This is a genomic window from Pseudoduganella flava, assembly GCF_007830495.1.
GTDB lineage: Bacteria > Pseudomonadota > Gammaproteobacteria > Burkholderiales > Burkholderiaceae_D > Rugamonas > Rugamonas flava.
In genome coordinates this window covers 86111-112923 of record NZ_VLKW01000006.1, presented here as the reverse complement: position 1 = coordinate 112923, position 26813 = coordinate 86111, and the positions used below count along the sequence as shown (strand labels likewise).

Annotated in this window: 21 protein-coding genes and 1 pseudogene; 6 read left to right on the top strand and 16 right to left on the bottom strand. The window is 63.5% G+C overall.

Going from position 1 to position 26813, the window contains the following annotated elements; genetic code table 11:
* Positions 1-13: 13 nt before the first annotated feature.
* From atpB to IP92_RS16420, 7 genes are all read right to left on the bottom strand, one after another.
* Positions 14-817, bottom strand: a complete 804-nt coding sequence (gene atpB, locus IP92_RS16450; RefSeq protein WP_145876896.1) for a F0F1 ATP synthase subunit A — start codon at positions 815-817, stop codon at positions 14-16.
* Between the two features lie 84 nt (positions 818-901).
* Positions 902-1270 (bottom strand): ATP synthase subunit I, encoded by a 369-nt coding sequence (locus tag IP92_RS16445; protein ID WP_145876894.1) that lies wholly within the window; start codon positions 1268-1270, stop codon positions 902-904.
* 333 nt (positions 1271-1603) lie between these two features.
* Positions 1604-2491, bottom strand: a complete 888-nt coding sequence (locus IP92_RS16440; RefSeq protein ID WP_145876891.1) for a ParB/RepB/Spo0J family partition protein — start codon at positions 2489-2491, stop codon at positions 1604-1606.
* Between the two features lie 70 nt (positions 2492-2561).
* A complete protein-coding gene (locus IP92_RS16435) occupies positions 2562-3332 on the bottom strand; it encodes a ParA family protein (protein WP_145876889.1) in 771 nt (256 codons plus the stop codon).
* A gap of 91 nt (positions 3333-3423) precedes the next feature.
* On the bottom strand, positions 3424-4092 hold the full coding sequence (rsmG, locus tag IP92_RS16430; RefSeq protein WP_145876887.1) for a 16S rRNA (guanine(527)-N(7))-methyltransferase RsmG: 669 nt from the start codon (positions 4090-4092) through the stop codon (positions 3424-3426).
* On the bottom strand, positions 4092-6020 hold the full coding sequence (mnmG, locus tag IP92_RS16425; protein ID WP_145876885.1) for a tRNA uridine-5-carboxymethylaminomethyl(34) synthesis enzyme MnmG: 1929 nt from the start codon (positions 6018-6020) through the stop codon (positions 4092-4094). The genes rsmG and mnmG overlap by 1 nt, the downstream gene beginning before the upstream one ends.
* Positions 6021-6218: 198 nt before the next feature.
* Positions 6219-6983: a sulfite exporter TauE/SafE family protein gene (locus tag IP92_RS16420; protein ID WP_145876883.1), complete on the bottom strand. Its 765-nt coding sequence runs from the start codon at positions 6981-6983 to the stop codon at positions 6219-6221.
* 90 nt (positions 6984-7073) lie between these two features.
* On the opposite strand from IP92_RS16420, the pseudogene IP92_RS16415 reads away from it, so the two are divergent.
* Together IP92_RS16415 and IP92_RS29930 are read left to right on the top strand one after the other, a co-directional pair.
* Positions 7074-8230, top strand: a pseudogene (locus tag IP92_RS16415) (iron-containing alcohol dehydrogenase).
* Positions 8231-8278: 48 nt separating this feature from the next.
* Positions 8279-8431, top strand: a complete 153-nt coding sequence (locus IP92_RS29930) for a hypothetical protein (RefSeq protein WP_158206759.1) — start codon at positions 8279-8281, stop codon at positions 8429-8431.
* A 44-nt stretch (positions 8432-8475) separates the two neighbouring features.
* On the opposite strand, the gene IP92_RS16410 is transcribed toward IP92_RS29930, so the two are convergent.
* From IP92_RS16410 to IP92_RS16380, 7 genes are all read right to left on the bottom strand, one after another.
* The gene (locus IP92_RS16410; protein WP_145876881.1) at positions 8476-10530 is read right to left on the bottom strand and encodes a 3-hydroxybutyrate oligomer hydrolase family protein; all 2055 of its coding nucleotides are present in this window, start codon (positions 10528-10530) and stop codon (positions 8476-8478) included.
* 94 nt (positions 10531-10624) lie between these two features.
* Positions 10625-11599, bottom strand: a complete 975-nt coding sequence (locus IP92_RS16405; protein ID WP_145876879.1) for a branched-chain amino acid ABC transporter permease — start codon at positions 11597-11599, stop codon at positions 10625-10627.
* Between the two features lie 10 nt (positions 11600-11609).
* The gene (locus tag IP92_RS16400; protein ID WP_145876876.1) at positions 11610-12494 is read right to left on the bottom strand and encodes a branched-chain amino acid ABC transporter permease; all 885 of its coding nucleotides are present in this window, start codon (positions 12492-12494) and stop codon (positions 11610-11612) included.
* Positions 12495-12840: 346 nt separating this feature from the next.
* Positions 12841-14049, bottom strand: a complete 1209-nt coding sequence (locus tag IP92_RS16395; RefSeq protein WP_145876874.1) for an ABC transporter substrate-binding protein — start codon at positions 14047-14049, stop codon at positions 12841-12843.
* Between the two features lie 65 nt (positions 14050-14114).
* Positions 14115-14870: an ABC transporter ATP-binding protein gene (locus tag IP92_RS16390; RefSeq protein WP_145876872.1), complete on the bottom strand. Its 756-nt coding sequence runs from the start codon at positions 14868-14870 to the stop codon at positions 14115-14117.
* The gene (locus tag IP92_RS16385) at positions 14870-15640 is read right to left on the bottom strand and encodes an ABC transporter ATP-binding protein (protein ID WP_145876870.1); all 771 of its coding nucleotides are present in this window, start codon (positions 15638-15640) and stop codon (positions 14870-14872) included. The genes IP92_RS16390 and IP92_RS16385 overlap by 1 nt, the downstream gene beginning before the upstream one ends.
* 300 nt (positions 15641-15940) lie before the next feature.
* Positions 15941-16978, bottom strand: a complete 1038-nt coding sequence (locus IP92_RS16380; protein WP_145876868.1) for an NAD(P)H-dependent flavin oxidoreductase — start codon at positions 16976-16978, stop codon at positions 15941-15943.
* Between the two features lie 723 nt (positions 16979-17701).
* On the opposite strand from IP92_RS16380, the gene IP92_RS16375 reads away from it, so the two are divergent.
* Entirely contained in the window at positions 17702-18412 is a 711-nt protein-coding gene (locus IP92_RS16375) for a 5'-methylthioadenosine/adenosylhomocysteine nucleosidase (protein WP_145876866.1), read from the top strand.
* A 407-nt stretch (positions 18413-18819) separates the two neighbouring features.
* On the opposite strand, the gene putA is transcribed toward IP92_RS16375, so the two are convergent.
* Positions 18820-22455, bottom strand: a complete 3636-nt coding sequence (gene putA / locus IP92_RS16370; RefSeq protein WP_145876864.1) for a trifunctional transcriptional regulator/proline dehydrogenase/L-glutamate gamma-semialdehyde dehydrogenase — start codon at positions 22453-22455, stop codon at positions 18820-18822.
* 222 nt (positions 22456-22677) lie between these two features.
* Between putA and IP92_RS16365 the strand changes: the two genes are divergently transcribed.
* Positions 22678-23133, top strand: coding sequence for an Lrp/AsnC ligand binding domain-containing protein (locus IP92_RS16365; protein WP_130186877.1), 456 nt, complete (start codon positions 22678-22680; stop codon positions 23131-23133).
* A 77-nt stretch (positions 23134-23210) separates the two neighbouring features.
* Positions 23211-24749 carry a methyl-accepting chemotaxis protein gene (locus tag IP92_RS16360; RefSeq protein WP_145876862.1) on the top strand — a complete coding sequence of 513 codons (1539 nt, stop codon included), beginning with the start codon at positions 23211-23213 and terminating at the stop codon, positions 24747-24749.
* A gap of 72 nt (positions 24750-24821) precedes the next feature.
* On the opposite strand, the gene IP92_RS16355 is transcribed toward IP92_RS16360, so the two are convergent.
* Entirely contained in the window at positions 24822-25790 is a 969-nt protein-coding gene (locus IP92_RS16355) for a LysR family transcriptional regulator (RefSeq protein ID WP_145876861.1), read from the bottom strand.
* Positions 25791-25896: 106 nt separating this feature from the next.
* On the opposite strand from IP92_RS16355, the gene IP92_RS16350 reads away from it, so the two are divergent.
* The gene (locus tag IP92_RS16350) at positions 25897-26184 is read left to right on the top strand and encodes a hypothetical protein (RefSeq protein ID WP_145876859.1); all 288 of its coding nucleotides are present in this window, start codon (positions 25897-25899) and stop codon (positions 26182-26184) included.
* Positions 26185-26813 lie beyond the last annotated feature (629 nt).

The window sequence follows — 26813 nt, the reverse complement described above, 5'->3', positions numbered from 1 at the left end:
TTTACAAAAATTTTTAGTGTTTCTCAACAGCAAGGCTGAGGTACACAACCGTCAGGGCCATGAAGACGAAGGCCTGCAGCGTCACAATCAGGATGTGGAAGATTGCCCATGGACCACCCAGCAGCCACTGTGCCCACCATGGCAGCAGCGCGATCAGGATGAAAATCAGTTCGCCGGCGTACATGTTGCCGAACAGTCGCAGCGACAGCGAGATCGGCTTGGCGAACAGCTCCAGCATCTGGAAGATGAAGTTCACCGGTGCGAGGATGATCGTGGCGACGGTGCCGTGCGCATGGAACGGCGCCGTGAACAATTCCTTGGTCCAGCCGCCTGCGCCCTTGGCCTTGATCGAGAAGCCGATGATGCACAAGAGGACGCCGAACGACATGCCGAAGGTGTGGTTCACGTCGGCGGTCGGCACGACGCGCAGCTTGTAGACGCCGAAGAATTCCAGTACGCGCGGCAGCAGGTCCACCGGCAGGAAGTCCATCGCGTTCATCAGCCAGACCCACACGAAGATCGTGATGGCCAGCGGTGCGATCACCTTGCTCTTCGCGTGGAAGGCGCTGTTGACGGTGTCGTTGACCAGTTCCATGACCCATTCGACGAAGTTCTGCAGCTTGCCCGGCACGCCCGGCGTCGCGCGGCGTGCGGCCAGCGCGAACACGCCCAGGAACACGAGACCCAGGACCGCGGAGATCCAGAACGTGTCCAGGTTGAACGAACCGTCGTGGGTTTGAAGATGGGAAAGGTGGTGCTGGATGTACTCGGTGGCATTTGCCGGAGCCGCGTGGCCCCCCGCGTGTTCAGTGGTCATAATAAAGTTGATATTGAATTTAGAAATTTTGTCCGCACCTTTCGATCTTCGAAAGGCCAACACTGTCAACGTAATGCGCGGCGCTTAAACTGTCAGCAGTGAGAACCAGTACGCCAAGGTTGTCACCGCAAAACCCAAGATCAGCCATAACCAGGCGGCCGACTGAAACAGCACCAGCGCTGCGATAAACAGCACCGCTGTAATGAATACTTTCGTCATTTCGGCGCGAAAATGCCGCCGGAATACGGCTTTGGCGTCGTTGCCACCCCTCGCCACCATCAGCGCATACACGGCGCTGCCGGCCACCGCGATCGCGCCGCCCATGGCGGCGGACCAGCCTTTCCCCACCCCGGCGAAAAGCGCGACGAGGGCGGAAAACAGGACGGCGATGGTCAGTTGCAGGGCAACGATACGGAAGACCGGCCGGGCGATACCTGTCGCAGAATCACTCACTTGCCAACCTTCTTAACGTAGCTTTAAGACCCAAAGACACGGGATTATAGGGCTGTTACGATTGTCACGTCAAACATGCTGCACCGCAACAGAGCAATCTAAAGCAACATTGCAACAACTTCAGCAACTTGTCGCGCTTGTTTGCACCACAACGGTGCAGGCCGGGGCTGCACAGCAAGCTTAAATCGTGCTTAAGGCGTATTTTCGGTAGGTAACCCGGCCGAACCGTCCATCGCGATGTTCGCCCCCGGCGCCTGCCGGGACCGATATCGGGATCGCATCCGGCGTCACAATAGACGGTCCGGCAACGCCGGGCGATTACTTCTAGAGTAATTATTCGGTCCGCAAACGGGCCAGCACGCCGTCGAGGATATCCAGGTCGGCGAAATCGATGATCAACTGGCCCTTGCCTTTCGCGCCCATCCGGAACGTGACCGGGGTCGCCAGCGTATCGGACAATTCTTCTTCCAGGCGCTTGATATCGCCGGATTTTTCGCGCACCTTCGGATCGGCCTTGCCATCCTGCTCGTCGAGGGTGCGGGTGACGAGTTTTTCCGTTTCGCGCACCGACAGGCGTTTCGCGACGACGAGGTTGGCCAGCGTGATCTGCGTGGCGGCATCGACGGCGAGCAAGGCGCGGGCATGGCCCATGTCGATGTCGCCGGCCATCAGCATCGTCTGCACGGGCGCTGCCAGGTTCAACAGGCGCAGCAGGTTCGACACGGCGCTGCGCGAACGGCCGACGGCGCTGGCCGCCTGCTCATGCGTGAACGCGAAGTCCGTGATCAGGCGGTGGATGCCCTGCGCCTCTTCGAGGGGATTCAAGTCTTCGCGCTGGATGTTCTCGATCAGCGCCATGGCCGCGGCGGCGGTGTCGTCCACCTCGCGCACCAGCACGGGGACTGTTTCCAAACCGGCAATTTGTGCGGCGCGGTAACGGCGCTCGCCCGCGATGATCTCGTACTTCGTCACGCCGTTCTCGTTGCCCACCGGGCGCACGAGGATCGGCTGCATGATGCCTTGCGCCTTGATCGACGCGGCCAGCTCGTTCAGGCTGCCCTCGTCCATCCGCGTGCGCGGCTGGTACTTACCTGGTTGCAACTGCGCCAGCGCAAGCTCGGACGTACCGCCCTGCTCCGCCTGTCCATGGGAAGGTTCGCTGTCGCCGCCCAGCAGCGCATCGAGGCCGCGACCGAGGCCCTTGAGTTTTTTGGTTGCCATTGTTGTCTTCTACCGGAGGGGTGTCAGACACCGGTTTTCTTCCGAAAACCGGTGTCTGACACCGGTTTTTTCACATGGTCTTGATACGCTTGACCATCTCGGCGCCGAACGCGATGTACGCCTGGGCGCCCTTCGAGGACGGGTCGAATGTCACGCCCGGCATGCCGTACGACGGCGCTTCCGCGAGGCGGACGTTGCGCGGGATGATCGTCTTGAACACCTTGTCGCCGAAGTGCTGTTCCAGCTGCGCGGACACCTGCTGCGACAACGTCATGCGCGGATCGAACATCACGCGCAGGAGGCCGATGATCTTCAGGTCCTGGTTCAGGTTCGCGTGCACCTTCTTGATCGTGTTGACGAGGTCGGACAGCCCTTCCAGCGCGTAGTACTCGCACTGCATCGGGATGATCACGCCGTGCGCGGCGCACAGGCCGTTCAAGGTCAGCATCGACAGCGCGGGCGGGCAGTCGATCAGGATGAAGTCATAGTCGCCGTCGACCGTGGCCAGCGCGTTCTTCAGGCGCTTCTCGCGGTTGTCCAGCTCGACCATCTCGACCTCGGCGCCGGCCAGCTCGCGGTTCGCCGGCAGTACGTCGAACCGGCCCGACTCGGAGCGCTGGCGCGCCGTCGCCACGTCGGACGTACCGAGCATGACTTCATACGTGGAAGCGGCCAATCCCGCCTTGTTGATACCGGCCCCCATCGTCGCATTGCCCTGCGGGTCCAGGTCCACCAGCAGCACGCGCTGGTTCAGCTTGGCCAGGCCGGCGGACAAGTTCACCGTGGTGGTGGTCTTGCCGACGCCGCCCTTCTGGTTTGCTACGCAGAATATTTTCGCCATGTATCTTCTTGTTTTGGATATATACCGTTTATACGGTTTATATGATTTATATCGTTTATACTATTTATACGGTATAAACGATTTATATGGTTTATACGGTTTCTTGCTCCGCCGCGTTCTTGCGCTCGACGAAAACCAGGTGCCGGTCCGCTCCCAGCCCGGGCACCCGCAACGGCCGTAATTCGCGCACCTGCCACGCCTCGGGCAGCCGTTCCCGTTCGTCCTGCGGCGCCGTGCCTTTCAGCGCGATGAAGCGGCCGTCATCGGCCAGCAGGTGCTGCGACCACTCGACGAAATCCGACAGGTCGGCAAACGCCCGCGACGTGATCACGTCGAACGGTTCCTTCACCGCGAGCTCCTGCACCTTCTTCGTGTACACCGTCACGTTCGCCAGGCCCAGCTCCGCCTTCACCTGCGTCAGGAACGCCGTTTTCTTGTGCACCGTGTCGATCATCGACACCTTCATGTCCGGCCGGGCGATCGCCAGCACGATGCCGGGCAACCCGCCCCCTGCCCCGACGTCCAGCACGTTGCGCGCGCCGGCGAAGGCCGGCAAGGCGGCCAGCGAGTCGAGCAGGTGCAACGTCATCATCTGCATCGGCTCGCGCACCGACGTCAGGTTGTACACGTGGTTCCACTTGTTCAGCAGAGCCAGGTAATCCAGCAGCTGGTCCTGCTGCGCCGGCGTCAGCGCCAGCTCCAGTTTCTGCAAGCCGTCTGCCAGCACGGGCGCCAGGGCGGCGCGATCGAACAGCGCCATCAAGCCGCCTCGTCTTTCAGCGTGACGAAGCCACCGTAACCAGCTTTCTTCAGGTGCACCAGCAGCAGCGAAATCGCGGCCGGCGTCACGCCGGAAATCCGCGACGCCTGACCGAGCGTTTCCGGCTGGTGCTTCGCCAGCTTCTGCCGCACCTCGACGGACAGCGCGGCGATCTCCAGGTAGTTGAATCCCTCGGGCAGCTTCAGGTTCTCGTAGTGCTCATGGCGCTCCACCTCGCGCAACTGGCGCTCGATGTAGCCGGAATACTTCAGCTGTATCTCGACCTGTTCCTGGACGGCCGGGTCCGCCACGCCCGGACCGCCGAGATTCTGGCCGTCCGCGCCCGTCAACGTCACCAGCTTGTCGTAGTCCACGTTCGGACGGCGTAACAGGTCCGCCAGCGAATACTCGCGCTCGATGGCCTGGCCGATCACGCGCTCGGACTCCGCAGCCGCGACGATGCGCGGGTTCACCCACGTCGACTTCAGCCGCTCCAGCTCCGCCGCCACCGCATCGCGCTTGCGCTCGAATGCTTCCCATTGCGCATCGCCGACGACGCCCAGCTTGCGGCCGATTTCCGTCAGGCGCATGTCCGCGTTGTCCTCACGCAGCGACAGGCGGTACTCGGCACGGCTCGTAAACATCCGATACGGCTCCTGCACGCCTTGCGTGACGAGGTCGTCCACAAGGACGCCCAGGTACGCCTCGGAACGTCCAGGCGTCCACGGCTCCTTGCCTTGCGTTTGCAGCGCCGCGTTGATGCCGGCCAGCAGGCCCTGCGCCGCCGCCTCTTCGTAACCCGTCGTGCCGTTGACCTGGCCGGCGAAGTACAGGCCGGCGATCGCCTTCGTTTCCAGCGATGCCTTCAGGCCGCGCGGATCGAAGTAGTCGTACTCGATCGCGTAGCCGGGACGCAGGATGTGCGCGTTCTCGAGGCCCTTCATCGAACGGACCAGTTCGATCTGCACGTCGAACGGCAGGCTCGTCGAGATGCCGTTCGGGTAGAACTCGTTCGTCGTCAAGCCTTCCGGCTCCAGGAAGATCTGGTGTGATTCCTTGCTGGCGAAGCGATGGATCTTGTCCTCGATCGACGGGCAGTACCGCGGGCCGACACCTTCGATGACGCCGGTGTACATCGGGCTGCGGTCGAGGCCGCCGCGGATGATGTCGTGCGTACGCTGATTGGTGTGCGTGACCCAGCACGGCAGCTGTTTCGGGTGCATCGCCGTGTTACCCATGAACGAGAACACGGGCACCGGATCCAGGTCGCCCGGCTGTTCCGTCATCACGGAGAAGTCGATGCTGCGGCCGTCGATGCGCGGCGGCGTACCCGTCTTCAGCCGGCCTTGCGGCAGTTTCAATTCCTTCAGGCGGGCGGACAGCGACAGCGCCGGCGGATCGCCTGCACGGCCGGCCGAGTAGTTCTGCAAGCCGACGTGGATCTTACCGTCCAGGAACGTCCCAGCGGTCAGCACCACGGCGCGAGCGCGGAACTGCAAGCCGATCTGGGTGACAGCACCGACCACGCGGTCACCTTCGACCATCAGGTCGTCGACGGCCTGCTGGAACAGCCACAGGTTCGGCTGGTTCTCCAGACGCGAACGGATCGCCTGCTTGTACAGGATGCGGTCGGCCTGGGCACGCGTCGCGCGGACGGCTGGTCCCTTCGACGAATTCAGGATACGGAACTGGATGCCCGCCTCGTCCGTCGCGATCGCCATCGCGCCGCCGAGCGCATCCACTTCCTTGACCAGGTGGCCTTTACCGATGCCGCCGATCGACGGGTTGCAGGACATCTGACCGAGGGTCTCGATGTTATGCGTCAGCAACAGAGTCTTCTGACCCATCCGGGCGGACGCGAGCGCGGCCTCGGTTCCGGCGTGGCCGCCGCCGACGACGATGACGTCGAATTCAGTAGGAAATAGCATTGATGAGAAGCGAGAGACTAGGTATGGATCGAGATTATAAAGTTTTTTGCGCCCTGCGACTTTTTTAGGCAGAAATATTCCTGCATTGTTTCACGTGGAACAGCTCCTCATCGCCAATATTGAAGCGTCGCCACTGTTCCACGTGAAACAAAAAAGCCCGGCAACAGCCGGGCTCAGTCGATGTTCCACGTGAAACAATCACCAGCGTTGCCAGGCATCCCCGGACGTCTTCACGATCAGAATCGTCACCACGACGAGGAACACCCGTCGAACGAAACCGCTGCCGTGCTTCATCGCCAGCTTTGTCCCCATCAGCGAACCCGCCACCTGGCACACGGCCATCATCAACCCCAGCTGCCAGAGCAGATGGCCGCTGTACCCGAACCACATCAGCGCGGACAGGTTGCACGCCACGTTGACCACTTTCGCCACGGCCGATGCACCGAGGAAGTCGAACCCAAACAGCCGAACGAACAGGAACACGAGGAAGCTGCCGGTGCCGGGGCCGAAGAAGCCATCATAGAAACCAATGCCCGCACCGATCACCACGGACAGCAGGCGCTCCTTCAACCCGGTGTGCAACGGCGCGTGTACGCTGCCGAAGTCCTTGCGGCGGAACGTGTACACGGCCACCGCAATCAGCACGAACGGCAGCAGTGTACGCATGAAGTCGGCCGGAATGCGCGTCACCGTGTACGCGCCAAAGAACGAAAACAGGAACGCGGTGAATGCGGCCGGCGCCGCGGCCGTCCATGCGATGCGCACACGCCGGGCATAGTTGACGGCCGCTGCCGCCGTGCCGAAGATGCCGGCCAGCTTGCTCGTCCCGAGCAGCGTTGCCGGGGCCGTGTTACCAAACAGGGAAAAGAGCACCGGGATCTGGATCAACCCTCCCCCGCCGACCACCGCATCGACCAGCCCGGCCGAAAACGCCGCCACGCCCAACATCGCCACATCCAGCATCGTTCCTCCTCAAGACGAACTCGACATTGTACGGAAGAAAACACGGCACTGCCTGGTGTATGCTTGGGGATCACCGTCGATGGAGATGCCATGAACGATTTCTCCTTCAGTACCGTGCCGCATTTCGTGTCGGCCTGCGGAGCCGCGGACCGCCTCGGCAACCTGGTACGGGAACGCTTCCCTCAGGCACAGCGTGCCCTGCTCGTCATCGATGCGGGACTTCTCGCCACCGGCCTGGCAGCCGCGCCGATCGCCAGCCTGGAGGCCGCCGGTTTTCACGTGAAAACGTATGGAGACGTCGTGGCCGATCCACCAGACGCCGTCGTCCTTGCCGCGGTCGAGGCGGCGCGCGAGCACGGCACGGATGTCGTCATTGGCCTCGGCGGTGGCAGCTCAATGGACGTCGCCAAGCTCATTGCCGTGCTGGCCGGCAGCGGCCAGCCGCTCGCCGAGGCTTACGGCATCGGCAATGTCCGCAGTACCCGGCTGCCGCTCGTGCAGGTGCCGACGACGGCGGGGACCGGGTCCGAGGCCACCCACATCGCGATCGTGACGACAGGTGCGAGGACCAAGATGGGCATCGTCGCTCCCCAACTGTTCGCGGACCTTGCCGTGCTCGATTCACAACTGACCGTGGGTCTGCCCCCGCGTCACTGCGGCCACCGGCATCGACGTGATGGTGCACGCGATCGAAGCCTACACGAGCCGGCACAAGAAGAATCCACTGTCCGACATGCTGGCGCGCGAAGCGCTGCGCCTGCTTTCTGGACAGCTGGTACGGGCCTGCGAACGGGGTGCCGACATCGAAGCCCGGCAGGCGATGCTGCTGGGCGCCACGCTGGCCGGGCAGGCGTTCGCCAACGCCCCGGTCGCCGCCGTGCACGCCCTCGCCTACCCGATCGGCGGCATCTTCCACGTGCCGCATGGGTTGTCGAACGCGCTGGTGCTGCCGCATGTGCTGCGCTTCAAACACGCCTGCGGCGGCGGACTTGTATGCGGAACTGGCGGCCATCGTCGTGCCCGATGCGACCGGCAGCAACGACGCGCTTGCCGAAGCGCTTGCCGTTGCGATGGAACAGCTGGCAACGAGAACCGGCGTCGAGCGGACGCTGCGCCAGGTCGGTATCACGGCGGCTGACCTGGACCTGCTAGCGGACGACGCGATGCTGCAAACCCGCCTGCTCGGCAACAACCCGCGAGACGTGACGCGCGACGATGCCCGGGCCATCTATGCCGCGGCCTTATGAATTTCCCGTGTTACGCTCGGGTTCCATCCACTTTGATGAAACTCGAACATGAAAAAACTGCTTGCCGCGGCTACAACGGCCGCCGTCCTGTTGTCCGTTTCCGCTTCGGCGCACAGCGTCAGCCTTGGCGAATTCTTCGCCTTGTTCAGCGCGAAGAGTGCGACCGGGTGTTCGGGTGGCGTGCGGAACGACACCTGTTGACAGCTCCCGCCGGGACAGGCAGCTTGCCTGCCCCAGCGCCGCGTTCAGTCCGGCACGTTCACCGTGGTGCCGTTGACGGTGATCGCATTCGATCCGGGTGACGCCGCCAGCGGCGGCAAGTTCGCCACCGTGATCGCCGTCGACGAATCCGCGCGCGTCGTCGTGTGCACCACCTGCGACGGCGGCAGTGCCGTCGTGTTGTTCTTCAGGTTGGCATAGACGGCGTCCAGCGCCCGGAACAGATACACGTGCAGCGGCACGATCACGTTCGGCAGCGCGTTCGCGAAGCTGTCGAAGTGGTTTGCATTCGTCACCTCGACATAGCGCAGCTTGCTGGCGGCCCCTTCCGCCGATGCGTTCAGCCCCAGGTAGGCACGCGACGCATGGTTGACCGGAATCAGCGTATCGGAGCGGCCCGCGACGATGACCGCCGGCTTGCCGCGCAGATTGCCGGTCGCCTGCACTTCCGTCATGCCCGCCCGCACGCGTGCGCTCTGTGTTGCCATGTCGCCCGACAGCGGCGCACCCGTCACCGGATCGACGCCGGTTGCCAGCGAGCGGATGCACAGGAAGCCGTCCAGCGCCTGGTCGTCGAGGCCGGTCGACGGCGATACGGCCAGGTTGTAAGCCTTCGCTCCGCCAACGGATTGCTCGTAGACGGGCGTGCCGATGATGCCGCTTTGCGTCGCGAAGCTAGCCGCTTTCGCTACCGACGTGAACGGTATCGGCGCGCCGCCGGTATCCGTCTGCGCCCAGCTGAAGCCGCACACATTGTCCGTCACGGAGAACTTGCCATACGCATTCACGTAGGTGACGGCGACGAGGATGTTCGTCAGCGCGTGCGCCGCCTGCAGCGGTTCCGTATCGGCCGTCCAGCCGTACGCACGCAACCGAGCCCGCGCATCCGACACGAGCGATGCCTGGTCGATCCCGCTCAACAAGCCCTTCTGCACCAGTGCCTGGCAGCGGCCGGCACTGCCGGCGATACACGGTTCGTACAGCGCCGCGTAGCTGCTGTAGTCCAGCAGAGCCTTGCCCTGCGCCGGCACCGTGATACCGGCCTGGCGCACGGTGTACCCCGTCGTCTTGTTCGGCTGGATCTGCGGTTCCGTGACGGCGACGGCATCAATCAGCCCTTGCGTATCCTGCTCGGCGGCCAGCAGCGCGGAGCCGCCGCCGTTCGAGATCGACGATGCGATCGTCAGCGTGTTCGACGGGGTGTAGCGCACCAGGTGGCCGGTGCCGTCGCGCGACTGCACGCCGTATTTCTCATTGAGCACGTACATCGCGAACTCGACCGCCTGCAGCGTGATCTTGCCCCAGTCCTTTTCCGGATTGAGCTGCGAGTGCGCGTGCTTGAACGCGATGCGGCCCGGGTACTGCTGCGCGTAGGCGGCCCGCTGCGTATCGCTCAGCTCGGGCGCGAAGATCGCATTCTTGCCGGCCGCGGTGCGCGACGAGCGCTGGCCGTTCTGCAGGTTCACGCTGTCGTCCTCGAACGTGTACAGGCCGTTGCCGCTGCCCTTGTCCGCATAGGCCACGGCGCAGTTGTTCTTCAGCCCCCACTCCCCCGACGTCGCGATGGCGCCGTAGATGCCGCGCGAGCCGCTCGAGGTGCCCGTGACGATGCACGGGTTGGACGGATCGAACGTGTTCGGCACCTGCACCATCAGCGTGACGTTTTGCCGGCCCGAGCCGTCGTCCGCGTACGCGATATATTCCGTGCCGGCGACCATGCCGTTGCCGTTGGTCGGCTGCCCGGCCGCGTTGACGTTGGGGCCGTACAGGCTGCCGTAGCCACTGTTCGCCGCGATGTCGATCACCGCCCGGTAGTTCGAGAAGATGGCGTTGCGGCGCAGTTCGCGGGGCGTCGGGTTGCCCGGATCGTTGTAGGCCGGCGCCGTCGCGGACGCCAGGCCGCTGACGCCCAGTCCCGCCGTCAACAGGTCGTCCGTGGTGCCGTCGTAACTGGTTGACGTGATCGTGCCGAGGTAGGCCGGCTTCTGGTTCAGCACTTCCTCGTCGTCGTCGTGGTCGCCGCCGCAACCGGCCAGCGCCAGCCCAGCAGCCAGCGCCAGCGCGGTTTTCGATGTGTTCATCATGTTGTCCTCTTATCAGTCAATGAAACAGCTTGCTTGCTGAAACCTCCTGCTCAAAAAACAACGCCGGCTTGGCCGGCGTCGTGATCGGGGGTCACGCTGGTTTTCTCCTGCCCAGCGCCGCGACGATCTCGCCGACGATGCCGCGCCGGAACAGCAGCACGCAGGCCACGAAGATCAGGCCCGTCACCATGCTGACCGCTTCACCCAGCGTATTGAACCATTCGATACCCGTGCCGGTCGCGAGCATCGTGCCGACGTCGCCCAGCTTGTTCTCCAGCGCGATGATCAGGATCGCGCCCAACAGCGGCCCGGCCAGGGTGCCCATGCCGCCCACCAGGGTCATCAGGATGACGAGGCCGGACATAGACCAGTGCACATCCGTCAGCGTCTCGAACCCCAGCACGATCGTCTTCAGCGCGCCGGCCAGCCCCGCCAGCGCGGCGGACAGCACGAACGCCATCAGCTTGTACCTGTCGACGTCGTAGCCCAGCGAGATCGCGCGCGGCTCGTTTTCCTTGATCGCCTTCAGCACCTGGCCGAACGGCGAATGGACGGTGCGCACGATCAGCGCGAAGGCGGCGACGGCGATCGCCAGCACGACGAAGTACAAGGCCAGGTCGCTGGACAGGTCGAGCACACCCAGCAGGCGGCCGCGCGGCACGCCCTGCAAGCCGTCCTCGCCTCCCGTGAAGGCCGTGTAGCGCAGCGCGCCGAAGTACACCATCTGCGCCAGCGCCAGCGTGATCATCGAGAAGTAGATGCCGGAGCGGCGGATCGCCAGCCCGCCGATGACGAGGCCGATCAGCCCCGCCGCGACAATGCCGGCCACGATGCCCAGTTCAAACGGCAGTCCCCAGCTCTTCAGTGCATTGCCCGTCACGTAGCCGGCCATGCCGAAGAACGCCGCGTGGCCGAACGACAGCAGGCCCGTGAAGCCGATCAGCAGGTTGAACGCGCTGGCGAACAGCGCGAAGCACAGCAACTTCATCAGGAAGACGGGGTAACCGACATATGGCGCCGCCAGCGCCGCCAGCAGCGCCAGCCCGTAACCGATTTGCTTGTTCATGGCTGACCTTTCATTTTTCTTTGCCGAACAGGCCGGCGGGACGCAGCAGCAGCACGATCACCATCACGAGGAACACGACGGTCGACGAGAATTCCGGATAGAACACGCGCGTCAATCCCTCGATGACACCGAGGCCCAGGCCGGTGACGATCGAGCCGAGGATCGAGCCCATGCCGCCGATGACGACGACGGCGAACACGACGATGATCAGGTTCGAGCCCATCAGCGGCGACACCTGGATGATCGGCGCCGCCAGCACGCCGGCAAGGCCGGCCAGCGCCACGCCGAAGCCATACGTCAGCGTGACCATCAGCGGCACGTTGATGCCGAACGCCTCGACCAGCTTCGGGTTTTCCGTACCAGCCCGCAGATAGGCGCCCAGCCGGGTTTTCTCGATGACGAACCAGGTAGCCAGACAGACAACGAGAGACGCGACGACGACCCAGGCGCGGTAGTTCGGCAGCAGCATGAAGCCCAGGTCCGTTGCCCCGCTCAGCAGTTCCGGGGTCTCGAACGGCTGGCCGGACACGCCGTAGAACGACCGGAATACCCCTTCAACCAGCAGGGTGATCCCGAACGTCAGCAACAGCCCGTACAGGTGGTCCAGCTTGTACAGCCAGCGCAGCATCGTTTTTTCGATGACGATGCCGAGCAGGCCGACGACGATCGGTGCCGCCAGCAGCATCGTCCAGTAACTCATGCCGAGGTAGGACATGCCCATCCAGGCGAGGAAGGCGCCCGCCATGTACATGGCGCCATGCGAGAAGTTGATCACGTTGAGCAGGCCGAAAATCACGGCCAGGCCAAGCGACAACATCGCATAGAAGGAGCCGTTGACGAGGCCCAACAGAAGCTGGCTCATCATGAAAGGCACAGGTTTGCCGAATATTTCCATGGCTACTCGTTCAATGTAAGGAAAACGTGGACCGGGCGACGTGGCGCCGCCGCTTCGTTACCGCAGAGGCCGGCATGAAGGCGCAAGTGAGCACAACCGCGTGCACGTCAGCACTCCTCAGTGCCCGTCCGTGCTCTTCATTGCCCTTCAGCGATTCTTGGTGCGCCTCGGTGCGCCCGACTGCAACCGCGTGCAACCAAGCCGCCCCGAACCCACCTGAGCCGACCTGAGCCCACCTGAGCCCATCAGGCGGGCGCGCCGGCCCGTCCAACAAACCGGCGGCACGCCGCCGGCCAGCTTCAACTGCGCGCCTGCCCTCCAGCGGGCGGGAGCAGGTGCGCACGCGTCACTTCCACAGCGCGCACTTGGTTTCTTCCTTCTTCATATACGCCTGGTCGCCCGGGATCGTCGTCACCAGCTTGTAATAGTCCCATGGGTACTTCGATTCGGACGGCTTCTTCACTTCCATCAGGTACATGTCGTGCACCATGCGGCCGTCCGGACGGATCACGCCGTTCTTCGTGAACATGTCGTTGATCGGCGTTTTCTTCAGGTAGGCCATCACCTTGTCCGAATCGTCGGTGCCGACGGCTTTCACCGCCTTCAGGTAATTCGACGCCGCCGAGTAATCGGCCGCCTGCAGCATCGACGGCTCCTTCTTCATCTTCGCGAAATAGCGCTTCGACCAGGCGCGGGTGTCCGCATTCATGTCCCAATACCAACCGTCCGTCAGGTACATGCCCTGGGTGACGTTCAGGCCCAGCGAGTGGATGTCGTTAATGAAGATCAGCAGGCCGGCCAGCTTCATCTTCTTCGTGATGCCGAATTCGTTGGCGGCCTTGATCGAATTGATCGCGTCGCCGCCCGCGTTCGCCAGGCCCAGGATCTGCGCCTTCGATGCCTGCGCCTGCAGCAGGAACGACGAGAAGTCCGAAGCCGACAACGGGTGCTTGACCGAGCCCAGCACGCGGCCGCCGCCCGCCTTCACGACGGCCGCGGTATCGGACTCCAGCGACTGCCCGAACGCATAGTCCGCCGTCATGAAGTACCAGTCCTTGCCGCCCTGCTTGACGATCGCCGTGCCGGTGCCGCGCGCCAGCGCCGCCGTGTCGTACGCATAGTGGACCGTGTACGGTGTGCACTCCTCGTTCGTCAGCCGCGACGAACCCGCGCCGATCGAGATGAAGATCTTCTTCTTCTCGGCCGCCACCTTCGCCATCGCCAGGTTCGCGCTGGAATTCGTGCCGCCGATCAGCAGGTCCACACCCTGCTGGTCGAACCACTCACGCGCCTTCGAACCGGCGATGTCGGCCTTGTTCTGGTGATCGGCGGAGATGAATTCGACCTTCTTGCCGGCGATGACGGTGCCTGCATCGGCGATCGCCATCTTGATCGCTTCGGCGCCGCCGGCGCCGTCGATGTCGGTGTACAGGCCGGACATATCGGTGATGAAACCGATCTTGATCGTGTCGCCCGAGACCTGGGCGGAGGCGGCGCCGGACAGGCCGATGGCGCAGAGGACGGCAGCCGCAGTGGCGATAGCTTTGCGTTTCATAGTGTCTCCATTGATGAAGTATTGTGGAGCCGCCGCGCCGGCGGCGGCCGGGACTTCCCTGCCTGTCACACGCCCAGAAGCTCGGTGAGCACCGGCATCTTGGCGTTCAGTTCGGATGCAGCGAACGTTTCGACGATCTGTCCGTGCTCCATCACATAAAACCGGTCCGCCAGCGGCGCGGCGAAACGGAAATTCTGTTCGACCATCACGATCGTGTAGCCTTTTGCCTTCAGCGTGCGGATCATCCGCGCCAGGCCCTGCACAATCACCGGCGCCAGGCCTTCGGAGATTTCATCGAGCAGCAGCAGGCGCGCGCCTGTGCGCAGGATGCGCGCCACGGCAAGCATCTGCTGCTCGCCGCCGGACAGCCGCGTGCCCTGGCTGTTGCGGCGCTCCTTCAGGTTCGGGAACATGTCGTAGATCTCGTCGATCGACATGCCCTTCGCGCCCGTCTTCAGCGTCGGCGGCAGCAGCAGGTTTTCCTCGGTGGACAGCGACGAGAAGATGCCCCGCTCCTCCGGGCAATAGCCGACGCCCAGGTGGGCGATCCGATGCGTGGGCAGCGCGATCGCTTCGACGCCGTTGATGCGAATGGAGCCCTTGCGCGCGCCCGTCAATCCCATGATGGCACGCAGCGTCGTCGTGCGGCCGGCGCCGTTGCGGCCCAGCAGCGTCACCACTTCGCCCTGCCGCACGGTGATGTTCACGTTGTGCAGGATGTGCGATTCGCCATACCAGGCCTGCAGGTCGGCGATCTCCAGCGCCGTCTGGGCAGGCTCGCTGGCGGGAACGTGCACGTTGGAGGCGGCCGGAGCGTTCATCAATGCTCTCCCGCCAGTTCGGTTGCTTCAGTGCCCATGTATGCCTCCATCACTTGCGGATTCTTCGACACTTCGGCATAGCTGCCTTCGGCCAGCATCGCGCCCCGCTGCAGCACGGAGATGCGGTCGCAGATGCCCGAGACGACGCTCATATTGTGTTCGACCATCAGGATCGTGCGGCCGTTGGAGACCTTCCTGATCAGCTCCGTGACGCGATGCACGTCCTCGTGGCCCATGCCCTGGGTCGGCTCGTCGAGCAGCATCAGTTCGGGTTCCATCGCCAGCGTCGTGGCGATCTCGAGCGCGCGCTTGCGGCCGTACGGCATGTCCGCCGTGATCGTATCGGCAAAGCCGGTCAGGTCGACTTCGGCCAGCAGTTCCATCGCCCGTGCGTTCAGGCGATCCAGCGTGCGCTCGCTGCGCCAGAAGTGGAAAGTGGTGCCCAGCTGGCGCTGCAGGCCGATGCGCACGTTCTGCAACACGGTCAGGTGGGGAAAGACGGCTGAAATCTGGAACGAGCGGATGACGCCCATCCGGGCGATCTGGGCCGGCCGGGCGGCCGTGATGTCGCGGCCGTTGAACAGGATCTGGCCGGACGTCGGGACGAGGAACTTCGTCAGCAGGTTGAAGCACGTGGTCTTGCCGGCGCCATTCGGGCCGATCAGTGCGTGGATGTGGCCCCGCTGGACCTTCAGGTTCACGTCGTTGACAGCAGTAAAACCCTTGAACTCCTTGGTCAAATTCCTTGTTTCCAAGATGAAGTTTGACATTGTGTCTCCCCGAGTATTCTTTACATACTGCTAAATTTTTTCGACGATCATACCCAGAACAAATTTGCGTCACAATACCGTATAACTACCATAAACTTTTGATTTTTCACTACTAAACAAAAGGAACTGCTGTTTATGGTAACTCGGCAATTTCTGCCAACTGCACGCTGCGTGCGGTGATCAACCGGCTTTTGTCGTGAAATCCAGTACAGCCGAACTGGCGGCGGCAGCGGCGGCAAGCCATGGGCCGCACCGGCGCCGCCGGTATTCCCACAACAACTTTTGCGGTCCAGCCGCCGATCACGCGCCCTGCAGCTCGTCGACGAGCGTCTGCACGAGCCGTGCCGCGCTCATCCGGCGTGCCCGTCCCACGCCGGTCCCGCACCACAGCGACATCAATTCCGTATCGCCCCGTTTCGCCGCCTCGAATCGGATCGGCCCCGTCAACGCGTTCTGCACGGGGTAAGGCGGCACCTGCTCCTCGGCGCCTTCCATCTGTTGCATGAAGCGGTTGACGAGACCTCGCGCGTAGCGGCCGGAAAATGCCCGCGTCAGCCGGGTCGGCGACGAACCGGCGATCTGCAGGCGGTGTTTATAGGCCGGATGAATGCCCGCCTCGTCGGTGACGAGGAACGCCGTACCCATCTGCACGGCCGCGGCCCCCAGGTTCAGCCGTTCGCGAATGTCAGCCCCCGTCATCACGTTGCCGGCCGAGATTACCGGGATGCCGACCTGCGGCACGACGGCTTTCAACAGCTCGATGGCGCCCAATGTCGCGTCGCGCTGGTCGCCGATGAACGTACCGCGGTGACCGCCCGCCTCGACACCGGAAAGAACGACCGCATCGGCACCAGCCTGCTGCCAGGCCTGCGCCTCGTCGACGCGGGTTGCGGTACCGATCACGAAGATGCCGGCGCCGTGCAGGCGGCTCACTTGCTCGGGCGTGAGGATGTCGAACGTGAAGCTGGCCACGGCCGGCTTGAGTTCCAGCAGCAACTCGAACTGGGCAGAGAAATCCTCGCACCACTTGAACGGCAGCGCCAGTTCCGACCAGCCCAGCGACGACCACACGGGCCGCAGCAGCTCGACGCCCCGCTCCACCTCTTCCCGGCTCGGGTGCGGCTGGCGCTGGACAAACAGATTCAGCTGGAACGGCTTGTCCGTCAGGCTGCGCGTCTCGGCAACCTGCTGGCGGATCTTGTCCGGCGCCAGCAGCGAGGCGGCGATCGAACCGAGCGCGCCGGCATTGGACACCGCCGCGACCAGCGCCGGCGTGGTGCATCCACCGGCCATCGGCCCCTGGATGATCGGAAGGGGGAACAGGGACCGCAATGTCATGGTATCTCCTCAAGTATTCGGCCTGTGGATAAGCCCTTGGATATCCACAGGCATCGTTTGTGCGTAAACCGCGCGCCGGTGCAGAACGCCATTTTTGTCCAAAATCCGTTCCTCGGCCATACAACGTTTACGCGTGTGGTTGTACAAGACGTAAACCGCTGATTTTTCTGCGCTTGAGAAGGTTATCCACAAAAAGCGGGATCTGTTAACAACCACTATCAGCTTATATATAAACTTATTCTTGTAAACCTCGTGGCGCTGCCGCGTGGAAGACACGCGTACGAAAAAAAAAAGATCCGAGAAAGATGCATAAAAGAAACGCCAGCGATCCTGTCGAACTTTGCACTCCCGGTTCGACCGTGATGCAAGCAAACCGTTCAGTAACCATCGCTGGATGCTGAGCTGGATCATCGAAGAGGCGTTTTGATGGCGCTGATTGCCTGTCTTGCAAGCAAAAACAGCCGTTTTGAAGACGTTTTGTGGATAAGTTCCTGCATATCCACAGGATCGAATGTGCGTAAACGCGAACGTTGTGCACGGCAGGAATTTTTGTTCAGAACTCGTCCGGCACCGATACAATGCTTGTCCAGCCGGTTGTCAGCGTCGTAAACGCATGATTCTGTGGATGTTAACAGCTTTATCCACAAGCAGTTCCACGTTTACTATCTACTACCAGCTTAAATATTTATTCTTATCTTTGTAAACCAACGGCGCAAAAACCGCATGCAGACACGTCTCGGCATCATTTCCGCTCTCGCGGAAGAGCAGCACGGCCTGATCGAAGCGATGGAAAACCCCCGCAGGGCGGTGCTTGGCATGCGGGAATACACGTCCGGCAAGCTGTGGAACGTCGATACCGTCGCGGTGCTGTCGCGCATCGGCAAGGTTGCCGCCGCGATGACGGCCGCAACGCTTGTGGAAAGGTTCGGAGTTACCCACATCCTCTTTACCGGCGTGGCCGGCAGCGCGGATTTCGACGTGCGGGTCGGCGACATTGTCATCGCCGAATCCCTGGTCCAGCACGACATGGATGCGTCGCCGCTGTTTCCCCGCTTCGAGGTGCCACTGACGGGTCTGGCGCAGTTGCCCAGTGATCGGGAGCTGAGCAACCGGCTGGCCGCCGCGGCGCGGCGCTTCCTGGACGGCGAGAACGGCCCTGTGCTGCATCGGGGACTGATCGGCAGCGGGGACCAGTTCATCCACGACGGCGTGCGCCTGGCGGCCCTCAAGAACGCGTTGCCGGACCTGTTGGCCGTGGAGATGGAGGGCGCGGCCGTCGCGCAAGTGTGTTTCGAGCTGGGCGTCCCATTCGCCGTCATCCGGACGATCTCCGACAACGCCAACGAAAGCGCCGCCACCGATTTCATGCATTTCGTGCAGACGGTGGCCTCGCGGTATTCGTTCGGCATCGTCAAGGCATTTTGCGAGGGCTGAGGCGCTGCTGAGCCTGTGTCACTGGTGCCAGGCACCGTTGACACGGCCTCGACGGTGCTGGGCGGCCCGTTAAACGCGTTTACAGCCCCTGTAGGACGTTTGAATGGCTGCGACTGGGCCGGCACCGTGTTACGCAACGGAACAGCGTGGCGACCCCCTTCAGCCCGCGCCGAGGCCTGTCGAGCCCGGTTCACTGGTGCCAGGCACCGTTGACACAGGCTCGACGGTACTAGGCGGCCCCGTTAGACACGTTTACAGCCTCTGTAAGACGTTTAAGCGGCCGCGACATGGCCGTTGATGTGTGACGGACGCCGACCGCGTGGCGGCCCCTTACAGCTCTTCCTGTGAACAATAAAAAAAATGGCGCCGCAGCGCCATTTTTGTTGTTCAACCGTTACTTTTGCGTTTTATGCCCCCAACGTCATCAGGCTGGCATTACCGCCCGCGGCCGTCGTGTTGACGCACAGTGCCCGTTCGGCGATCAGGCGCCACAGCGGGATTGCCCCTTCGGCCGTCGTGTCGATCACGGAGACGATCGCGCCGTCGCGCTCGGCCAGCGGTACCCGCACCTGGGCCGACAGCGACGATTCGACCAGCGCGATCTGGAAGCTGTCCTTCAACGCGTCGATGCTGCCGACGACCTGGATGCGGTCCTGTACCGGTGCCGGCAGGTCGGCCGGTACCAGCGACGTCGACTGCGCAACGATCACGGCGCGGTTGCCCGTCGCCAGTGCCGCCGCCAGCTGGTTCAGCAGCGCGTCCTGCGTGTCGGCGAAGCAGGCGATCCGGCCCCGCTCCGCGTAGCGCAGCGTGTTGCGTTCGCCCGTTGGGCCCGGCAGCAGGATCTCGGCACCCAGCGGCGTCGTGCGGACGTATTGCTCGGCCAGCGCAGCCAGCGTGCCCTTGCCCTTGGCTTTCGCCCATACGGCCAGCGCATCGACGCTGGCCGACGATTGCCGCGCATGGGTGTCCACCGGCGCTGCGGCGCGCTGCAGGCGCTTCAGGTACAGCGGACCACCCGCCTTCGGGCCGGTGCCGGACTTGCCCTCGCCACCGAACGGCTGCACGCCGACGACTGCACCGACAATGTTGCGGTTCACGTAGATGTTGCCGACGTGGGCACGCGACGTGATGTAGTCGATCGTCTCGTCGATGCGCGAATGCACGCCCAGGGTCAGGCCGAAGCCGCTCGCATTGATCTGCTCGATCACCTGCGGCAGTTCGGAACGCTGGTAGCGAATCACGTGCATCACGGGGCCGAACACTTCCTTCGTCAGCTCGGCCAGCGAACGGATTTCCAGCACGGTCGGCGGCACGAACGTGCCGGCGCCGTCGCCCGGCAAGCCCAGCGAGAAGTGCGCGACGCAGCCCAGCTTTGTCTTCTCGATGTGCGCCAGCAGGTTGCGCTGCGCTTCCCCGTCGATGACGGGGCCGATGTCGGTCACCAGGCGGTCCGGGCTGCCGATCTTCAGTTCGCTCATCGCGCCTTTCAGCATCGTGATCGTCTTGTCGGCGATATCGTCCTGCAGGAACAGCACGCGCAGCGCCGAGCAGCGCTGGCCGGCGCTGTCGAACGCGGAAGAGATCGCATCCTGCACCACCTGCTCCGGCAGCGACGACGAATCGACGATCATCGCGTTCTGCCCGCCCGTCTCGGCGATCAGCGGAATGTCGCTGTGCTCCACCGCCGCGCGTTTCGCCAGCGTGCGGTTGATCAGCTGCGCCACTTCCGTCGACCCGGTGAAGATCACGCCTTTCACGCGGGCATCGTTGCACAGGCCGGCGCCGACCACTTCACCGCGGCCCGGCAGGCATTGCAGCGCGGCGCGGGGAATGCCCGCTTCGTGCAGCAGCTCGACGGCGCGGTGCGCGATCAGCGGCGTCTGCTCGGCCGGCTTGGCCAGCACGACGTTACCCGCCGCCAGCGCCGCCGCGACCTGGCCGGTGAAGATCGCCAGCGGGAAGTTCCACGGGCTGATGCACGTGACGGGGCCCAGCGCCAGCACATTCTGCTCGTGCCGGATCTGCTGCGCGTAGTAGCGCAGGAAGTCGACCGCTTCGCGCACCTCGGCGATCGCGTTCGGCAGCGACTTGCCCGCTTCGCGGATCGCCAGCGCCATCAGCTCGAGCTTGTGGGTTTCGTACAGGTCGGCGGCGCGCATCAGCGCATCGGCACGCTCGCTGGGCGTCACCGTCTGCCAATCCATCGCGAAGGCGCTGGCGCTGGACAGCGCGTGTTCGACGTCGTCCGCCGTCGCTTCCGTCACCGCACCGACCTGGTCGCCGTTCTGCGCGGGATTCAGGATGACCTGGGCCGCTTGCCCGGCGCTGGCCGGTACCGCCAGCAGCGGTGCCGCCGTCCACGTGCGCGCTTGCGCCAGTTCCTGCGACACGTCGCGCAGCACGTCCTCGTTCGACAGGTCGAGGCCTTCCGAGTTCTTGCGTTCGGCGCCGAACAGGTCGCGCGGCAGCGGGATGGCCGGGTGCGGCAAGCCGCCCTGGGCGCGGGCGATATCGAGCGGGTTCTGGATCAGCGTGTCAATCGGGATGTTCTCGTCGACGATCTGGCTGACGAACGACGAGTTCGCGCCGTTTTCCAGCAGGCGGCGCACCAGGTAGGCCAGCAGCGTTTCATGCGTGCCTACCGGCGCGTAGATGCGGCAGGCCTTGCCCAGCTTGTCGGCGCCGACGACCTGGTCGTACAGCGTTTCGCCCATGCCGTGCAGGCACTGAAATTCGTAGGCGTCGATGCCGTCGCGCTTGGCCCACGTGTAAATCGTCGACAAGGTCTGCGCGTTGTGCGTCGCGAACTGCGGGTAGATCACGTCGGTGGCGGCCAGCAGGCGCTGCGCGCAGGTCAGGTACGACACGTCCGTGTACACCTTGCGCGTGTAGACGGGATAGCCGGGCATGCCCTCGACCTGGGCGCGCTTGATCTCGGCATCCCAGTAAGCGCCCTTGACGAGGCGGACCATGAACTTGCGATTGGTGCGGCGCGCCAGGTCGACCAGGTAGTCGATGACGAACGGGCAGCGCTTCTGGTAAGCCTGCACGACGAAGCCGATGCCGTCGAAGCCGGCCAGTGCCGGATCGTGCGCCATCGCCTCCATCAGGTCCAGCGACAGCTCAAGGCGGTCGGCCTCTTCCGCATCGATGTTCAGGCCGATGTCGTACTGTTTCGCCAGCAGCACCAGCGCGCGCAGGCGCGGCAGCAGTTCCGTCATCACGCGGTCGCGCTGGGCGCGGCTGTAGCGCGGGTGCAGTGCCGACAGTTTCACGGAAATGCCCGGGCCGTTGTGGATGCCGCGGCCGTTCGACGCGCGGCCGATCGCGTGGATCGCCTGCTCATACGCGGCGTAGTAGTTGGCCGCATCGGCCGCCGTCAGCGCGGCCTCGCCAAGCATGTCGTACGAATAGCGGTAGCCGCGCGCTTCGTTGTCGCGCCCGTTCCTGATCGCTTCGTCGATCGTCTGGCCCGTGACGAACTGGTTGCCCAGCATCCGCATCGCCAGGTCGACGCCCTTGCGGATCAGCGGCTCGCCGCCTTTCGCGATCAGGCGCGTGATCGCCGAGCCCAGCTTTTCCTCGCTGGACGAACTGACCAGCTTGCCCGTGACGAGCAAGCCCCACGTGGCCGCATTGACGAACAGCGAAGGCGATTCGCCCAGGTGCTTGCGCCAGTCGCCCTTGCTGATCTTGTCGGCGATCAGGCGGTCGGCCGTCGCCTTGTCGGGAATGCGCAGCAGCGCCTCGGCCAGGCACATCAGCGCCACGCCTTCCTCGGACGACAGCGAGAACTGGTGCATCAGCGCATCGACGCCGGACGAACGGGTGCGCTTCTCGCGCACCGCCGTCACGAGGCGGCGGGCCAGCTGCTGCGCATCCTGCGTCGCGTCGGCGCCGCGGTCGCGGATCTGGCCGAGCAGCCATTGCACGGCCGCCGGCTCGTCGCGGCGATAAGCCGCCGTGATGGCTGCACGCAGCGGCGTCGGGTCGCGCAGGATCTCCGCCTGCAGGGCGCTGAAGGGAACTGGGGCATTCATGGGAACAATCTTTATCGAAGGTTAAACAACGCAGGGCCACCTAGCAAAACACGCCCGGCGGAGGGGGGCCGCGGAGCGTGCTCGTCAGGGTCAGGTGGCTGGTGCCAATGATTCGATTGTATGCGGGATTCTTCTGGATTAATTCTGGTAATCGTGGGGGCTAGCAATACAACATTTTTGGTGAGAGAATTTAACCAAATAAAATTAATGTGGGGATATTCGATGCTGGACAAGATCAGTAAAAAGATCCTGATGGAGCTGCAGAGCGATGGCCGCATCAGCAACGTGGAGCTGGCCGCGCGCGTGAACCTGTCGCCGGCCGCGTGCCTGGAGCGGGTGCGCAAGCTGCACGATTCGGGCTACATCCTGGGCTATACCGCGCAACTGAATCCGCAACTGCTGGACGTGTCGCTGCTGGTCTTCATCGAAGTCGTGCTCGACCGCACGACGCCCGAAGTCTTCGATGCCTTCAAGCATAGCGTACAACTGATTCCAGAGGTGCTCGAATGCCACATGGTGGCGGGAGGATTCGATTACCTCGTGAAAGCGCGCGTAAAGGACATGGCGGCCTATCGGGAATTCCTGGGAAAAACTTTGTTGCAAAAAGGCGTGCGCGAGACACATACTTATGCCGTAATGGAAGAAGTAAAGAACACCAGCAAGCTGCCTATTAAATAAGCAATGACGTAGGCAGCCAGGCAAGCCATTCAACAAGCAAGCGCCGCCAAGAGCGCACGGCAGAGATCGGAGACGGTATGCAGCGCGAGGCCTTGCAACAGGCGGGATGGACCTTGGGCGCCATGGCGGCGGGTAGTGTGCCGGCGTGGCTGTTGTTCGGGAACTCGGGGTGGTGGCCAGCCCTCGTCGCCGTCGCGATCGCGGCGCCGGTGGCGCGCTTTGCCGGCCGCGGCAGCGCGGATGACGGCAGCCGCCGCTTTGCCGCCACCGTCGGCAACGAGATCGATGCGATCATGATCGGCGCGGCCGAGACGTCGTATTTCGTCGACTCGATCAAGAAAAAGATCGGCGAAGACGTCGAAACGTCCGCCAGCATCGCCACCGCGACCCAGCAGAATGCCACGACGACGAGCCAGATCGCCGCCAATGCCGAGCGCGCCGCCCAGGTGGCGCACCGGGTGCGCGAGGAAACCGTGGCGGGCCGCGCCGAGGCGGACGCCGGCCTGGGCCGCATCTCCGGCGCCAGCGTCGATGCCCGTACGGCGGCTGACACGATGGCCGACCTGCGCCAGAAAGCCAGCCGCATCGCCGGCTTCACGAATGCCATTTCCGAGATCTCCGCGCGCACCAACCTGCTGGCGCTGAATGCCGCGATCGAGGCGGCGCGCGCCGGCGAACAGGGCCGCGGTTTTGCCGTCGTGGCCGGCGAGGTGCGCCAGCTGGCCCAGCGCACGAAGGAAGCGACTGACGAGATCAGCCAGATGGTGCGCGCCATCAACGACCAGGCCGACAAGGCCAGCAGCGGCATGACGTCGCTGGCCGAGTCCGTCACGCAGGCGGCCGCCAACGTGCGCACCGTGCACACGCTGCTGACCAATATCGAGCAATCGTCGCAGGAATCGGAGCGCGAGATCGACGAGATCGCCCGCGCCTCCCGCGAGCACGTCGAAACGGCCCAGGTGATCGCCGATGCGATTACCCGGATCCGCGACAGCATGCTGTCCACCGACCGCGACCTGCCCCGCGTGGCGGCCTCGGCGATGGCGCTGGCGGACCGCGCCGAGATCATCGCGGGCGCGCTGGCCGAGGCGGACGTGCCGACGTCGCACGACGCGGTGCGCGATGCCGCGCAGCAGGCGGCCAGGGAAGTGGGCCGGCTGTTCGAGCAGGCGATCGCCAGCGGCAAGATCTCGCGCGACGCGCTGTTCGACCGCCAGTACAAGGCGATCCCCGGCACCAACCCGCCGAAGTACAACACCCGTTTCGACAGCTTCACCGACCAGGTGCTGCCGCCGCTGCAGGAAGGCTTGCTGAAGGCGATGCCGCAGCTGGCGTACGCGGGCGCCGTCGACGACCACGGCTACTTCCCCACCCACAACAAGAAGTATTCGCAGCCGCTGACGGGCAATTACGACGTCGACATCGTCAACAACCGCACGAAGCGCATCTTCACGGACCGCACCGGCAAGCGCTGCGGCAGCAACACCCGGCCGTTCCTGCTGCAGACGTACAAGCGCGACACGGGCGAAGTGATGCACGACCTGTCCGCCCCGATCTACGTGAACGGCAAGCACTGGGGCGGCTTCCGGATCGGCTACAAATCCGCCGCGCATTAAAAAACCGGTGACAGGCACCGGTTTTCGAGAAACATTTCCAAAAAACGGGTCTGACCCCATTTTTGGGAAATATCAGTAGGTATCGGCCTTCGGGGAGCTGTTCGGCGCGGTCCGCTGGGCCACGCTTTGCATGCTTTCCAGCTGGCTGCGCAGCCATTTGTGGGCCGGGCTGCGGGCGTCGCGCTCGTGCCACAGCATGTCCAGGTGCACTGCCGGCAGCGTGAACGGCAATTCCTTGTACACCAGCGCGTCCGTCATGCCGGTCGACGCGATCAGGTGCTTCGGCAGCACCGTGATCAGGTCGGAGTTCGCGACGACGCGGCCGGCCGTGAAGAACTGGTTCACCGTCAGCAGGATGCGCCGTTCGCGTTGCAACTGTGCCAGCGCCTCGTCCACAAGGCCATGGGCGCGGCCCGAGAAGCTCACCAGCAGGTGGTTCGCCTCGCAGTAGTTGTCCAACGTCAGCTCTTCCTTCGCCAGCGGGTGGTTGCGGCGCATCACCGCGACGTAGGTGCCCGAATACAGGCGTTCGTGCCGGATCGGCGACGCCGTCTCATACGACAGCTGGGCGGCCACGCCGGGGAAGAAGCCGACGGCCAAGTCGATGTCGCCACGCAGCAACATCGGCCGGGGTTCGCGCGTTGTCAGCGGCACCATCCGCACGTTGATGCCGGGCGCATCCGCTTCGATCGAACGCATCAGCGACGGCAGGAAGAATGCCGCCGTCGCGTCGGCCATCGCCAGCCGGAACGTCGCATGGGCTTTCGATACATCGAAGGAGCCCGGCGCGACGGCCGATTCCAGCGACGCCAGCGCGCTGCGCACGGCCGGCCACAGCGCTTCCGCGCGGGGCGTCGGCTTCACACCGTAGGCGGTGCGGATCAACAGCTCGTCTCCCAGGCTTTCGCGCAGGCGCTTGATCGCGTTCGACACGGCGGGTTGGGTCATCGCGAGGTGCCCCGCAGCCCGCGTCAGGTTCTGCTCCGTCATCACGGCATCGAAAACGCGCAGCAGGTTCAAATCCAGCGTCAAAAAGCTCATGATTCAGTCATTCAGATGAGTGATGATTAATATTGGGAAACAGAATTGGATTGATATGTTGCGCTGCACTATAGTTACGTCAGATTCTAAACGCAACTGAAAAATCATGTCCACTTTTGTTACCGCAGCCCAATTCGTGCCCCTGTCCGTGGGCGATGCGCTGCAACTGCTGCTGGCCTGCGCGGCGGTGGTAGGCTTCGTCGTGCTGTTCAAGCCGATGCTGCGCGGGCTGGCGCTGGCCGCCGTGCTCGTCGTGAAGCCGAAGCTGACGAAGGAACAACGGCTGCAGCGCCGCCAGATGCGCGACGCGGCCATGCTGAAGCGGATGATGAACTCGCAGAAGACGTCGCCCAGCGAAGCGGCGGAACTGCAAGCGCTGGCATCGCGCGCCTGACATCCCAAACACTCAACAAAAACCCGGCTGACGCCGGGTTTTGTTTGTTGCCGCCATGATGTAGCTGGGCCCCTCCTTGGGGGGCGCTTATCCCATACAATAGAGGCATTCCTGACACAGGAATGCCTCTATTGTATGGGATAAGGGACATGACAAAAATCCATCATAACTGAGTTGGCTAGTACGTCGGCGTTCCCGGTTGATGGTCCGCATGGAGGCGTGCGAGAGCGAAACCGCCAAACTGGCGAAGATGAAAGACCGCTTATCTGCGCTAAGGCTCGATCTTGACGCATTGGATCGCGGATTGGGCCTGCATGAGATCCCAATTGACCCGTCTACAATTCCCACAATCCGCGTCACCGCAGTGGCGAAAATCAGGATTAGGAAGTAGTATTCTCATGATGCCTGTCGAGGACTTTGCTGCCGCCACTCGTAGACAGCACATCAGGCTCTATGACCACAAGGCAGCTTTAGACGACGCTTCTTGCAGACGTATGTTTCGCTCTCCCTTTGAAATAGGCAATTGAGAGGGCCAGGTCAACCCCCGAGGTAAAAGAGAAAAGTGATGGGCAAGGGGGGAATGCTAATTAATCTCTCGACGATATCCACCTCAACCAAGGGTGTGGCGA

Excerpts from the sequence above, each read along its gene's own strand:
- atpB (WP_145876896.1), bottom strand. The coding sequence starts at position 817 with ATGACCACTGAACACGCGGGGGGCCACGCGGCTCCGGCAAATGCCACC.
- IP92_RS16440 (WP_145876891.1), bottom strand. The coding sequence starts at position 2,491 with ATGGCAACCAAAAAACTCAAGGGCCTCGGTCGCGGCCTCGATGCGCTG.
- IP92_RS16435 (WP_145876889.1), bottom strand. The coding sequence starts at position 3,332 with ATGGCGAAAATATTCTGCGTAGCAAACCAGAAGGGCGGCGTCGGCAAG.
- rsmG (WP_145876887.1), bottom strand. The coding sequence starts at position 4,092 with ATGGCGCTGTTCGATCGCGCCGCCCTGGCGCCCGTGCTGGCAGACGGC.
- mnmG (WP_145876885.1), bottom strand. The coding sequence starts at position 6,020 with ATGCTATTTCCTACTGAATTCGACGTCATCGTCGTCGGCGGCGGCCAC.
- IP92_RS16420 (WP_145876883.1), bottom strand. The coding sequence starts at position 6,983 with ATGCTGGATGTGGCGATGTTGGGCGTGGCGGCGTTTTCGGCCGGGCTG.
- IP92_RS29930 (WP_158206759.1), top strand. The coding sequence starts at position 8,279 with ATGAAAAAACTGCTTGCCGCGGCTACAACGGCCGCCGTCCTGTTGTCC.
- IP92_RS16410 (WP_145876881.1), bottom strand. The coding sequence starts at position 10,530 with ATGAACACATCGAAAACCGCGCTGGCGCTGGCTGCTGGGCTGGCGCTG.
- IP92_RS16405 (WP_145876879.1), bottom strand. The coding sequence starts at position 11,599 with ATGAACAAGCAAATCGGTTACGGGCTGGCGCTGCTGGCGGCGCTGGCG.
- IP92_RS16400 (WP_145876876.1), bottom strand. The coding sequence starts at position 12,494 with ATGGAAATATTCGGCAAACCTGTGCCTTTCATGATGAGCCAGCTTCTG.
- IP92_RS16395 (WP_145876874.1), bottom strand. The coding sequence starts at position 14,049 with ATGAAACGCAAAGCTATCGCCACTGCGGCTGCCGTCCTCTGCGCCATC.
- IP92_RS16390 (WP_145876872.1), bottom strand. The coding sequence starts at position 14,870 with ATGAACGCTCCGGCCGCCTCCAACGTGCACGTTCCCGCCAGCGAGCCT.
- IP92_RS16385 (WP_145876870.1), bottom strand. The coding sequence starts at position 15,640 with ATGTCAAACTTCATCTTGGAAACAAGGAATTTGACCAAGGAGTTCAAG.
- IP92_RS16380 (WP_145876868.1), bottom strand. The coding sequence starts at position 16,978 with ATGACATTGCGGTCCCTGTTCCCCCTTCCGATCATCCAGGGGCCGATG.
- IP92_RS16375 (WP_145876866.1), top strand. The coding sequence starts at position 17,702 with ATGCAGACACGTCTCGGCATCATTTCCGCTCTCGCGGAAGAGCAGCAC.
- putA (WP_145876864.1), bottom strand. The coding sequence starts at position 22,455 with ATGAATGCCCCAGTTCCCTTCAGCGCCCTGCAGGCGGAGATCCTGCGC.
- IP92_RS16365 (WP_130186877.1), top strand. The coding sequence starts at position 22,678 with ATGCTGGACAAGATCAGTAAAAAGATCCTGATGGAGCTGCAGAGCGAT.
- IP92_RS16360 (WP_145876862.1), top strand. The coding sequence starts at position 23,211 with ATGCAGCGCGAGGCCTTGCAACAGGCGGGATGGACCTTGGGCGCCATG.
- IP92_RS16355 (WP_145876861.1), bottom strand. The coding sequence starts at position 25,790 with ATGAGCTTTTTGACGCTGGATTTGAACCTGCTGCGCGTTTTCGATGCC.
- IP92_RS16350 (WP_145876859.1), top strand. The coding sequence starts at position 25,897 with ATGTCCACTTTTGTTACCGCAGCCCAATTCGTGCCCCTGTCCGTGGGC.